Raw genomic sequence first — 12,701 nt, forward strand, 5'->3', positions numbered from 1 at the left:
AATTTGATGTTAATTCGCAAATCTATAGACTAAATCTTAATCATTTAGGATTATTTTTATTATTTTTGGGCAAACAATCTGAAAATGTTAAATTATAGATTAAAAAATTACTTTAAAATTAGTTTTGTTCTTTTTGCTTTTCTAAGCACTTTTAGTTTTGCTCAAGTAAGAACTCAGAAACCAACTGTTTTTCCTCTGAATGCAAAAGCGGGAGCTTTTATTGATGTTAACGTAGCTCCATATCCTGCGAGCAATTATACTCCAACACAATTAGTTACAGATATTCTTGTGGGTAACGGTGGAGGATGTGTTGTTCCTAATATTTCCAATGTAACTGTTACACCGAGTACAGCAGCCACGCTGGAAAACAGAGCTTGGGGTTACTTTAATAAGGCAACTGCCAACTTTCCATTTTTAGAAGGTATCGTATTATCAACAGGTTTTGCGAAAAAAGCAGGTAACACTGCTCAAAGCAGTATGGGTGATAACAATGGAGGAACTGGTGATGCTGATTTGAGTGCTGCCATTGGTGTTGCAAACCTTAATAATGCTTCAGTTCTGGAGTTCGACTTTGTACCGACAAGCAGCCAGATGAAATTTAATTACATTTTTGCATCTCATGAGTATGAAGGCAGCTATCCATGCCCACCGTTACAATTTGATGATGCCTTTGCTTTACTGCTAAAGCCTAATACTCCGGGATCAACTTATACTAATTTAGCAATACTTCCTGCTGGAGCTGGTCCTGTATCCGTACCAAATATTCTGCCTGCAAGTTTTTCTTGTGGCCCTATAAACGCTCAGTATTTTGGATCGCTTTTACCTAATGCAACAAATTATAACGGGCGTACTGTACCTCTCACAGCTGAGGCTACTGTAGTTCCTGGACAATCATACCACATTAAAATGGTTATAGCAGATGCGCGTGATACTATCTATGACTCGGCAGTATTTTTAGAAGCCGGATCATTTGATATTGGAGTAAGTATTGTGGATGAAGCAGGGAACCCTGTACCAGAGACTTTAAATGTGTGTGATAATGCACCCCAAATTTTAAAGGCTTTGGTAGCTACTACTCCTGGGATGACATTTCAATGGTTTAAAGACGGCATTGCCATTCCTGGTGCTACCAACGTAAATTATACAGCTACCAGCCCGGGTGTTTATACTGTGAAAATTATTATACCGGGCCAAAATTGTCCTGCAGAAGCAAAAGTTACCATTATAGGAGGTACAACTCCAACGGCACAGAATGCTATTTTAAAATTATGTACTACACCTAGTGTTTCTACTTTTGATCTTAATTCAGCAAAACCTTCTATCAGTACTACGGCGGGTGCAGTATTTAAATTTTATGTAAATCAGGCAGATGCAGTTGCTCAAAACAATAGTTTTATTACTGTTCCAGAACTTTTTAACGGAAATGACGGCCAGGTTTTATATGTAGTAGTTTCTAATGGTGCTTTCTGTAGTAAGCTAGTTACTTTAACTTTACGAAAAGAAGCAACACCTATACCGGTACTTAATGCTTCAAAAATGAAAATCTGTAATGGGGAGTCAGTTGTTTTAACGGCTTCAGGAGGAGCAACTTATGAGTGGAGTGGTTTTGCGGGTACAGGTGCTGTACGTACGGTATCTCCTACACAAACTACAACTTATACTGTTTACGCAATCGGTGCTCAAGGATGTAAATCTCTACAGCCTGTATCAATTACAGTAGAAGTTGTTCCTGCAATTACTTCAAATCTTACAGGTGGTTATATTTGTTCTGGTGACAATATCACTTTAGATGCTGGTGCGGGTCCAAGTTACCAATATTTGTGGAGCAATGGTGCTACAACGCAAACCATATCTGCAACTACCGCAGGTGCATATTCTGTAACAATTAATAATGGGGTTTGTTCTAAAGTATACACTACGCAGGTCATTCAGGCAATTGTTCCTCAGATTATCAAAGTTGATTATGATGAAAGTGGAACTTTGGTTGTGACAGCAAGTAATCCAAGCAACGGACAATTAGAATATTCTAATGATAGTGGAGTTACTTGGCAATCTTCAAATGTATTTACAAATGTTCCAAATAATTCATTAGTTTCAATCAGAGTTAAAGTGAAAAATACAAGTTGTGTTGGTTTCTTAGAGTATTTCACATTTGTTATGAAAAATGTAATTACTCCAAACGGAGACAACGTAAATGAGATGATTGATTTCAGAGGAATTAGTGATCTCAAAGATTTCCAGGCGGTTATTTCTGACCGTTATGGTAAGGCCGTATTTAAAGCTGAAAAAACCAGGCCGTTCTGGGATGGTTATTTCCAAGGTAAAAAGCTTCCAACTTCATCTTATTGGTATCAGGTGACTTTCGAAGATCCTGCAACTAAAAAATTAACAGTGAAAACTGGTTGGATTTTATTGAAAAACTTTGAATAAAATTCTCTAATATTAAAAAGACCGATGAATAATCGGTCTTTTTTTATGTTTAATTTTTGCAATCAGATTAATACAATTAAAATGGTAAGATTGTGTTAATAATAATATAAATATTTTTGAATTAAATTTTAATCAAAAAAAATAGTATTTTTGTTAAAAATAATACAAAATGTTAAATAAAAGTGCAGGAAGTTTATTTTTGGCTTTGTTTTTAGTTCTTATTGGAAATTTTACATTTTCTCAGACTAGAGAAAAAGTTAAAAGTATTCAGAAAGCTTCTTCTCAAACGATGAAAGCTGGTGCTTTTATTGATGTGAATACCGCAAACTATCCAGAATCTTCATATAGCATTACACAATTGGTGAAAGATGTTCTTATCTCTGGTGGTTCTGCATGTTCTACAGCAAATGTAAATGGGGTAGTTGTATCACCAAATTTAGCAACAAGCAATCCAAGTAGAAGCTGGGGGTTTTTCCATAGAGGCACTACCAATTTTCCTTTTGAGAAGGGAATATTACTGACCACAGGTCATGCATCAAAGGCAGGTAACTCTTTTATTTCAGGTCCTCTGGAAGATACACTTCCTATACAAGGTGATCAGGATTTGGCAAATGCACTTGGGATATCAAATGTCAATCTTAATGATGCCAGTTTCATAGAATTTGATTTCATTCCTACTTCCACAGAAGTTTCATTTAGATATTTATTTGCTTCAGAAGAATATCAAGGTAATTTTCCGTGTACTATCAGCGATGCTTTTGCTTTATTGTTAAAAAAAGTAGGCGATCCTACTTATACTAATTTAGCAGTTTTGCCAGGTGGAGCCGGATCTGTAAGTGTAACGAATATTCACCCTGCGGTACAATTTGACAATACAGTTCTTACTTGTGGTGCGATTAATGCATCATATTTTGGAGGATACAATACTACAGCAATTCAAACTAATTTCAGTGGGCGTACAGTACCACTAACTGCAAAGGCTACCGTAATTCCAGGGCAAATATATCATTTTAAAATGGTTATTGCGGATTATCAGGATTTTAGATTTGATTCTGCTGTTTTTTTAGAGGCGGGATCTTTCGATATAGGTGTTCAGATTCTGGGGCCTGGAGGCGTACAACTTCCAGCTTCTATCAATGTGTGTGATAATGCTCCACAGACTTTGACTGCATCAGTACAGATTCCGGGTGCGACCTATCAATGGTTTTTAGGAACGAATGTGATTCCAGGAGCAACCAGTTCTTCGTATACTGCTGTAGCACCAGGCGTTTATTCTGTAGAAGTTACACTTCCTGGTAATTCATGTCCGGGTAAGGCAACAGTTACCATTGTTGGCGGTACTTCTCCAACGGTTCAGAATGCTACTTTGACAACGTGCTTTGCTGCCGGAAATGCAATATTTGATTTAACATCGGCGCAAGCTTCAATCAGTACAACTCCAGGAGCTACATTTTCGTACTATTTAAATCAAGCCGATGCAAACGCTGGAAATGCCAATACAATTGCAGCACCTACCACTTTTTCAAGTGCGGGAGGCCAAACAATTTATGTTTTAGTAAAAAGTGGATTTTGCTCTAAAGTTGCACAGCTGCAACTCGTGAAAGCCCCCGAAATTACCGCAACTATTGCTGCGCCTACGGCATTAACGTGTACAAATACACAAATTACCCTGAATGCTTCTGCTTCTACATATCCTACAACTTCTACATTTGCATGGACGACTACGGGAGGAAACATTGTCTCTGGAGGAACAACATTAAACCCCGTTGTGAATGCTCCAGGAACTTATACATTAACGATTTCAAATACCTTTGCAGGTAATGTCACATGTACCGCTGTTGGGAATGTAACTGTTGTTGGGAATAGTACGCCTCCTACAACCGGGCTTACTGCAAGCAAAATTTCTATTTGCGCCGGTGAAACTATTACTTTAACTGCTTCTGGTGGTGCAACCTATAATTGGGGAGGAGGTTTGCCAGGAAACGGAGCTACTCAAACAGTTTCTCCTACAGCTAATACAACGTATACAGTCACAGCAGTTGGTGCCAACGGATGTGTGTCAACTACTGCTGCAACGCTAACAATACAAGTTTCTCAACCTTTCACGGCTCAGAATGCAAGTCTTTTAAAATGTTATCAGCAAGGAAATATAATATATGATTTAACTTCTGCCCAAGGTCAGATAACTACAGCTACTGGTGTTACTTTTACATATTATGTCAATCAGGCAGATGCAATAGCTGGTAATACAAGTAATATAACAGTGCCTACTGCATTTCCGAGTACAGGAAATCAGACAATTTATGTTTCAGTAAGTAATGGAGGTTGTAAGTATGTTGTTAATTTACAATTATTAACTACTGCGACTACCACATTAACGATTGCTGCACCTCAAACAATCACATGTACTACAGCTCAGGTCACTTTAAATGCTTCAGCATCTGTAATTCCTGCAGGCTCTACTATTGCTTGGACGACTACAGGTGGAAATATCGTATCAGGAGCAACGACTCTGACACCTGTGGTAAATGCTGCTGGAACATATACTTTAACAGTAACAAATAATACACAACCTGCCAACTTAACATGTACTTTTACTTCAACAGTTACTGTGGTAGAAGATAAAGTTCTACCGATTGCAAATTTAACTTCAACTTTTCAACAAATTTGTCCGGGAGAATCGGTTACTTTAACTGCTTCGGGTGGTGCAACTTATAACTGGGGTAATGGTCTTCCCGGAAATGGAAATACACAAGTAGTTTCTCCGGCTAACAACACAACATATACTGTATTTGCAGTAGGTGCCAATGGTTGTATTTCTGCTAATCCTGCAATAATTAATATTGTTGTAGGTCCGCCAACAGCAACATTAGCTGCTTCTAAAATTAAAATTTGTGCGGGTGAATCTGTTACTTTAACTGCAGGCGGAGGATTTACTTACAACTGGGTAGGCCTTCCCGGAAATGGAAATACACAAATTGTTACTCCTGCGGTTACCACGACTTATTCAGTATTTGCTTTAGGTGGAAACGGCTGTGTGTCTAACACTCCGGCTACAGTCCAAATCGTGGTTGTACCTGCCATTGTTTCAACATTAAAAGATGTGTATGCATGTGCTGGTGATACCGGGATTTTAGATGCTGGTGCAGGACCTAATTACACGTATCTTTGGAGCACGGGAGCTACTACTCAGACGATCTCTACAAATATTCCTGGATCTTATTCCGTGACAATTGATAACGGAACATGTTCTAGATTATTTACGGCACAGTTGATTAACCCAGATCTTCCACAATTTACCAATGTAGTATTTGAAAATAATGTTCTTACAATATCAGCTACCAATCCCACTGGCGGAACATTAGAGTACTCTATTGACGGAGGTATAACATGGCAACCTTCAAACATCTTTTATAATGTATTAAGTAATACTAATCTTACTCTAATGGTAAAAGTAAAAGATGCAAAATGTGGCAATACATTAAGTTTCTTTACTTTCGTAATGAGCAATGCAATCACTCCGAATAGCGATGGCGTCAATGATTTCATAGACTTTTCGGGAGTAAGCAATTATAAAAACTTTGCGGCATCTATTTTTGACAGATATGGAGCTGAAATATTTAAGGCAGATAAATCAAACGTAATGTGGAATGGTTCCTTAAAAACTATTAATCTTCCTACAGCAACCTATTGGTATAGGGTACAGTGGGAAAACCCTGCAAGTAAAAAACTAGAATTAAGATCCGGATGGATTTTACTTAAAAACAGAAATTAAATAAAATTTAAAGTCTTCCACTTGGAAGACTTTTTTATGTTAAAAAAAATGAGTTATTAATGATGTTTATGTGAAAAAAAACTAAATTTGTTGAAACAAAATTATTATGAAGAGATATATACTGTTGTTTTCATTATTACTCATCAGTACTTTTTCTTTTGCGCAGACTAAAACAGAAAAGCAAAAAAGAATAGAATTAACAAAAAATTCAAAACCTTCTCCATTAGCCAAGGCTGGTGATTTGATCGATGTCAATGTACCTCCTTATCTACCATCTAATTATACGCCATCACAACTCGTGATAGATGTATTAGTTGGAACTACATCAAATTGCGGGACACCAAATATAACAAATGTCTCAATTTCGCCTAACCAACCTGTGACTAATAATGAAAGGTTTTGGGGGTATTTTCACAAAGGTACTTCCAATTTTCCTTTTACAGATGGTATTATACTCACAACAGGTACAGCACGTTTGGCAGGAAATGTTCCTGAAGGACCTTTACCTATCGGAGTTAATCTTACCACTGGTACTGATGCCGATTTGGAAGCCGCTTTAGCGGGTAGTACACTTGATTTAGAAGATGCGGTTATCTTAGAGTTTGATTTTGTCCCAACGAGTACACAAATGAAGTTTAATTATATTTTTGCTTCGGAAGAGTATGATGGCGGATTTCCTTGTTCAGGGTATGAGGACGCATTTGCTCTTCTTCTGAAACCTAATACACCAGGAAGTACATATACGAATCTTGCTGTATTACCAGGAGGTGCAGGGCTTGTTACTGCTACCAATATTGTTCCTGCAAGTTTTTCTTGTGGTCCCATTAACGCACAATATTATGAGACATCATCACCGGCTAATCAAACAAACCTTTACGGAAGAACTGTTCCTTTAACAGCATCCGCTACGGTTATACCAGGACAATCTTACCATATTAAGATGGTAATGGCTGATGATAATGACGGAACTCATGATTCTGCCGTGTTCTTAGAAGCAGGATCATTCGATATAGGAGTAAAATTATTAGATCCTGCAGGCGCAACATTACCTGAAGAAATTAATGTCTGTGACAACGTTCCACAGTTAATTACAGCTTCTACCAGTGGTCCAAATTTATTATATCAATGGTTTTTTAACGGAACTGCAATACCAGGAGCAACTACAAATGCAATTACGGCAATACAGCCAGGAAATTATAAAATTGAAGTAAGTGTACCTGGAAATCCTTGTCCGGGATCAGCAACTATAAAAATTAATGGTGGATTTACACCATTAGCTCAAGATGCTACTTTCTTATTGTGTAGCACACCAGACATTACTACATTTGATTTAAATAATGCAAAACCCCTAATAAGCCCTACTCCAAATGCAACGTTCAGATTCTATGTGAATCAGGCTGATGCAGCGGCTCAAAACAATGCTTTTATAACCAATATAGCAAATTATAATGGTGCAGACGGGCAGATTTTATATGTAGTAGTTTCAGATGGGGGCTTCTGTAGTAAAACGATTGAACTTAAATTAGAAAGAGAGGTAACTCCAATCGCAGGAATTACCTCTTCAAGAATTAGAGTTTGCCCAGGAGAAACAGTTACGCTTACAGCTAATGGTGGTGTTACTTATTTGTGGGATAACTTCCCAGGAAACGGAAACACACAAACGGTTACTGTTAATCAAACGACCACATTTACGGTATATGCTCTGGGGGCGAAAGGTTGTAAATCTTTATTACCAGCAAAAATCACTGTAGAGACTGTTGCACCGATTACCACGCCTTTGCTGGATGTTGAAATGTGTGTAGGAGATACTATTCTTTTAGATGCAGGTGCCGGAACTAATTATTCTTATTTATGGAATACTGGTGCAGAAACTCAAACTATTACAGCAACTCAGTTAGGAGTTTATACAGTAAAAATTAATAATGGAATTTGTGAGGAATTATTTACAGTGAAAGTTCACGGTGCAGCTTCGCCTTTCTTTACTAATTTAAGCTATGAAAATGGTACATTAACAGCAATTGCAACAAACCCTTCAATCAACAATATATTTGGAACTTTAGAGTATTCTGTTGACGGAATCAACTGGCAAGAGTCAAATGTATTTACAAATCTTACAGATAATACGACGTACAATGTTCAGGTAAGAATTAAAGGGACAACTTGCTATGGTGCAGTTGAGTTCTTTACACTTGAAATTAATAATGTAATTACTCCAAATCAGGATGGTGTGAATGATGTTTTAGATCTTAGTAATCTAAGAGATTTCAATAATTTCAAAGGATCAATTTATGACAGATATGGCGTAGAAATCTTCAAATTCTCAAAAGAAAGACCAATCTGGGACGGAACACTGGCAGGAAAAAGATTGCCGACTGCAACTTATTGGTACAAATTCAATTTCGAATACAAGAAGTCGAAAGTACAAATGAATAGAGCCGGATGGATTATGTTGAAAAACAGAGAATAATCTTAAGTTATATAATAAAAAAGCCTTTCAAATTTGAAAGGCTTTTTTTATTTTTTTACATGAAGGAAAACAATTACATATTCTCTTTCCAAAGCTGAGTGAAATGAATAAAATCCTCAACGCTTAATTCTTCAGCTCTTTTATCCATAAATTCGTGAGTTTTTAATGCTTCAGGAATGTTCATAACTTTCCATGAGTTGGATAGTTTTTTTCTTCTTTGCCCAAAACCTGCTTTCACAATTTGTTTAAAAAGAACTTCGTTTCCTACTAAACCTTCTTTCGGATTTCTGGTCAGTCTGATAACTCCGGATTTTACTTTTGGCGGCGGATTAAATACATTTTCATGAACCGTAAAAAGATATTTTACATCATAATAAGCCTGTACCAAAACAGATAAAATTCCGTAATCTTTTGTTCTCGGAACTGCTGCAGTTCTTTCGGCAACCTCTTTCTGGAACATCCCAACCATTTCCGGAACTATTTGATAATAGTCAATAATTTTAAATAAAATCTGTGAAGAAATATTATATGGAAAATTACCAATAATGGCAATTTGCTCCTCGTTGATAAAATTAAAATCTTGCTTCAGAAAATCTCCTACAAAAGTTTCTTCGGTTGCTTTAGCATAGTTTTTTTTAAGATATTCAATTGATTCAGTGTCAATTTCTGCCAGGTAAATTGTTTGCTCTTTTTCCAGAAGATATTTTGTCAGTACACCCATTCCCGGGCCTATTTCCATGACGTTGTTGTAGCTTTCGTAGCTTAAGCCTTCTACAATGTTTTTTGCGATGTTTTCATCAGTCAAAAAGTGTTGACCCAGATGTTTTTTTGCTCTTACACTCAAAGTTTATTTATGATTTCGTTAACAATGATTTTCTCTTATTCGTTCCAAATTTCGGTAGAATTTTTCTATTTTAGCCAAAAATTTTAATATTAATGGCGAAATCTGTAGAAGAGTTTAATAAGAAAAGGCTTCGGTCTAGCAATATTACTGTAGTAATAAGTATTGCCTTAGTGTTATTTTTGCTGGGATTAATGGGCTTAATTCTAATTAATGCACAAAAATATTCTGATTATTTAAAAGAGCAACTTGTTGTAAATGCATACTTTGACGAAAATTACGACGATAAGGATTCAGCTAAAATAGCAAAACAGGAAGCAGTTGCCGTAGAAGTTATCAAAGGAATGGAATCGGTAAAACGCACGAAATATATTTCTAAAAAAATGGCTACAGCTGAAGCCAAAAAAAGTTTAGGGATCGATACAGAAGCACTTTTTGATGAAGACATTTATCCGGCTTCTGTGGAGGTAGCCTTAAAACCGGAGTATACAGATTCAACTAAAATTGGAGCAGTTCTTACGCAAATCAAATCGGTTCCCGGAATTATCGATGTAAAAAACGATTCAGATTCTCAAAAAATATACGATAAATTAAATAAAATTCTAAAGTGGATCTTAGCGTTTTGTGTACTGTTTTTAGTTCTTGCTATTGTGTTAATTAACAACTCAATCAGACTAAAAGTATTCTCAAAAAGATTTATAATCAAAACGATGCAGTTGGTAGGAGCCAAAAGACGATTTATTTTAACACCGTTCATCAAAGAAGCGTTAATTCTTGGTTTATTGGGTGCAGTATTGGCATTGATTGCTTTGTCAGGACTTTGGTATTACTTTACAACTACTATAAAAACTCCTTTCGTACAAGATACCAACCAATATTTCTGGTTAGTACTTTTGATATTTGGAGTTGGTATTTTCATTACAATATTAAGTACAATCGTTGCAACATGGAGGTTCTTGAGATCAAATGTTGACGACTTATATTATTCTTAAAAAATGGGCAAAAAAACACATAAATTTTCCGCATCAGATTTCGGTACGGAAACAGAAGTTTCAAAAGAGCAGACATTCTACTTCGGAAAAGAAAATTACAAATGGATGCTGATTGGTTTAGCATGCATCGTTGTAGGATTTCTTTTAATGATGGGGCCAGACGCCAACACTGTTGACGGAAAACTAGACCCGAATGTATGGAACGATGATATTTTTTCTATCAGAAGAATCAGAATTGCACCTTTACTCATTGTGATTGGTTTTGTAATCGAAGTATATGCAATCTTGAAAAGAAAGAAGTAGAAAGAAGCAAGTAAGTAAAGAGAGCCAATTAATGGTTCAGATAAAAAGAAAAGTCGGTTGTTCAGCAATTGACTTTTTATTTAAAATTAAAAATTAGGCTGAAAGCGATTCGTCATAAGCCAACCGTAAATTATGGATTTAATCAAAGCAATCATCATTGCGATTGTAGAAGGACTTACAGAATATTTACCTATTTCATCAACCGCTCACATGGGCTTTGCAGCCAACCTGATGGGTTTAGAAGAATCAGAATTTCTAAAAATGTTTCAGGTTTCCATACAGTTTGGGGCAATTTTATCTGTAGTAGTTGCTTACTGGAAAAAGTTTTTTGATCTGAAAAATCTTCAGTTTTATTTTAAAATGGGTTTTGCGGTAATTCCGGCTTTGGTTTTAGGATATATCTTTGATGATAAAATTGAGGCTGTTTTGGGAAATCAAATTGCCATTTCTTCAGTTTTGGTTTTGGGAGGAATCGTTTTACTTTTTGCAGACAAATGGTTTAAAAATCCTGTCATTCACGACGAAAAAGAATTATCTATAAAAAAAGCAGTAATCATCGGCTTCTGGCAATGTTTGGCAATGATGCCGGGAACAAGTAGAAGTGCAGCTTCAATTATTGGTGGAATGACGCAGGGTTTGACAAGAAAAGCAGCAGCAGAATTTTCATTTTTTCTTGCTGTACCAACGATGTTGGCAGTTACGGTATATTCGGTTTTTGTAAAAACCTGGGGTAAAGAAACAGCAAATCCGATGAAAGGTTACGAGATGATTTTTTCATCACAAGATCACATCATGATTTTCATTGTTGGGAATGTTGTTGCATTCATAGTAGCGTTGATCGCAATCAAAGCATTTATCGGAGTACTAAACAAGTACGGTTTCAAACCGTGGGGCTGGTACAGAATTATTGTAGGAATTGCTTTGTTGGTTTATTTCTATTGGTTCAAATAAGATTATTCATTACTAATTGCTGATTTTTGGGCAGCTATTTCCGCCTTCCACTCCCGCTTTTTTGCCGAAGCGGAGCGGAGGCAAAAAGAGCTCCGTTCAAGTCGGGCTGCGAGAGATTCAACGTAAATAAAATATTACTCATTACCAATTACTCATCAAATTTATGACAGCAGAACAGCTTCTCGAAGGACATATCTTTCTTTTAGACAAACCTCTGGATTGGACTTCTTTTCAGGCGGTCAATAAAATGAAATACAAGCTCAAAAGTGAGTTTGGGCTCCCGAAAAAATTTAAAATTGGTCATGCAGGAACTTTAGATCCGAGAGCAACAGGTCTTTTGATTGTTTGTACGGGTAAATTCACCAAAAAAATCCCTGAGATACAAGATGCGCCAAAAGAATATTGGACGGAGATTAAAATCGGAGTCCAGACAGAATCTTACGACACCGAAAAACCTGAGATTCTTCAACAAGATATTGCTCATATTACAGAAGAGAATGTAAAAGAAGCTTTAGGAAAATTTTTAGGCGAAATTGAACAGAAACCACCCATTTTTTCAGCAATTAAAATTGATGGAAAAAGAGCTTATGACATGGCAAGAGCAGGGCAGGAGGTTGAAATGAAATCAAGAAAAACAACCATTAATTATATAAAAGATGTGGAAATCAATTTTCCGCTGGTAAGTTTTACTGTGGGTTGTTCAAAAGGAACATACATCAGAAGTTTAGCGCACGATATTGGTCAGGAATTAGGAGTTGGAGCTTATTTAACCCAATTAAGAAGAACGAAAATCGGTGATTACAACGTTGAAGATGCTACAAGTGATTTTTTAGAAAATGATTACAGATTTGAAAACTTATGATGAGAAATTTATTTTTAGTATCATTCTTAATGATTTCTCTACAGTTATTTTCACAAGTAGATCTTACAAAAAAAACAAAA

The 12,701-nt window shown here is 36.3% G+C and carries 8 protein-coding genes; 7 read left to right on the forward strand and 1 reads right to left on the reverse strand.

Features of this window, described 5'->3' with window-relative positions:
- The first annotated feature begins 84 nt into the window (after positions 1-84).
- From MQX03_RS15915 to MQX03_RS15925, 3 genes are all read left to right on the forward strand, one after another.
- Positions 85-2,430 (forward strand): choice-of-anchor L domain-containing protein, encoded by a 2,346-nt coding sequence (locus MQX03_RS15915; protein WP_242804227.1) that lies wholly within the window; start codon positions 85-87, stop codon positions 2,428-2,430.
- A 169-nt stretch (positions 2,431-2,599) separates the two neighbouring features.
- Complete coding sequence (locus MQX03_RS15920) at positions 2,600-6,205, forward strand: choice-of-anchor L domain-containing protein (protein WP_242804228.1); 3,606 nt, start codon at positions 2,600-2,602, stop codon at positions 6,203-6,205.
- A gap of 106 nt (positions 6,206-6,311) precedes the next feature.
- Entirely contained in the window at positions 6,312-8,672 is a 2,361-nt protein-coding gene (locus MQX03_RS15925; RefSeq protein ID WP_242804229.1) for a choice-of-anchor L domain-containing protein, read from the forward strand.
- A gap of 73 nt (positions 8,673-8,745) precedes the next feature.
- Here MQX03_RS15925 and rsmA read toward each other — a convergent pair whose 3' ends face one another.
- The gene (rsmA, locus tag MQX03_RS15930) at positions 8,746-9,516 is read right to left on the reverse strand and encodes a 16S rRNA (adenine(1518)-N(6)/adenine(1519)-N(6))-dimethyltransferase RsmA (RefSeq protein WP_242804230.1); all 771 of its coding nucleotides are present in this window, start codon (positions 9,514-9,516) and stop codon (positions 8,746-8,748) included.
- Positions 9,517-9,608: 92 nt separating this feature from the next.
- On the opposite strand from rsmA, the gene MQX03_RS15935 reads away from it, so the two are divergent.
- From MQX03_RS15935 to truB, 4 genes are all read left to right on the forward strand, one after another.
- Positions 9,609-10,505, forward strand: a complete 897-nt coding sequence (locus MQX03_RS15935) for a cell division protein FtsX (RefSeq protein ID WP_242804231.1) — start codon at positions 9,609-9,611, stop codon at positions 10,503-10,505.
- A gap of 3 nt (positions 10,506-10,508) precedes the next feature.
- The gene (locus MQX03_RS15940) at positions 10,509-10,808 is read left to right on the forward strand and encodes a DUF3098 domain-containing protein (RefSeq protein ID WP_229984438.1); all 300 of its coding nucleotides are present in this window, start codon (positions 10,509-10,511) and stop codon (positions 10,806-10,808) included.
- A 132-nt stretch (positions 10,809-10,940) separates the two neighbouring features.
- Positions 10,941-11,759 carry an undecaprenyl-diphosphate phosphatase gene (locus MQX03_RS15945; protein WP_242804232.1) on the forward strand — a complete coding sequence of 273 codons (819 nt, stop codon included), beginning with the start codon at positions 10,941-10,943 and terminating at the stop codon, positions 11,757-11,759.
- Between the two features lie 163 nt (positions 11,760-11,922).
- Entirely contained in the window at positions 11,923-12,621 is a 699-nt protein-coding gene (gene truB / locus MQX03_RS15950) for a tRNA pseudouridine(55) synthase TruB (protein WP_242804233.1), read from the forward strand.
- Positions 12,622-12,701 lie beyond the last annotated feature (80 nt).

The sequence above is a fragment of the Chryseobacterium aahli genome, assembly GCF_022699665.1.
Classification (GTDB): Bacteria; Bacteroidota; Bacteroidia; order Flavobacteriales; family Weeksellaceae; genus Chryseobacterium; species Chryseobacterium aahli.

Coding starts and splice junctions, on each gene's coding strand:
- MQX03_RS15915 (WP_242804227.1), top strand. CDS start 85: ATGTTAAATTATAGATTAAAAAATTACTTTAAAATTAGTTTTGTTCTT.
- MQX03_RS15920 (WP_242804228.1), top strand. CDS start 2,600: ATGTTAAATAAAAGTGCAGGAAGTTTATTTTTGGCTTTGTTTTTAGTT.
- MQX03_RS15925 (WP_242804229.1), top strand. CDS start 6,312: ATGAAGAGATATATACTGTTGTTTTCATTATTACTCATCAGTACTTTT.
- MQX03_RS15935 (WP_242804231.1), top strand. CDS start 9,609: ATGGCGAAATCTGTAGAAGAGTTTAATAAGAAAAGGCTTCGGTCTAGC.
- MQX03_RS15940 (WP_229984438.1), top strand. CDS start 10,509: ATGGGCAAAAAAACACATAAATTTTCCGCATCAGATTTCGGTACGGAA.
- MQX03_RS15945 (WP_242804232.1), top strand. CDS start 10,941: ATGGATTTAATCAAAGCAATCATCATTGCGATTGTAGAAGGACTTACA.
- truB (WP_242804233.1), top strand. CDS start 11,923: ATGACAGCAGAACAGCTTCTCGAAGGACATATCTTTCTTTTAGACAAA.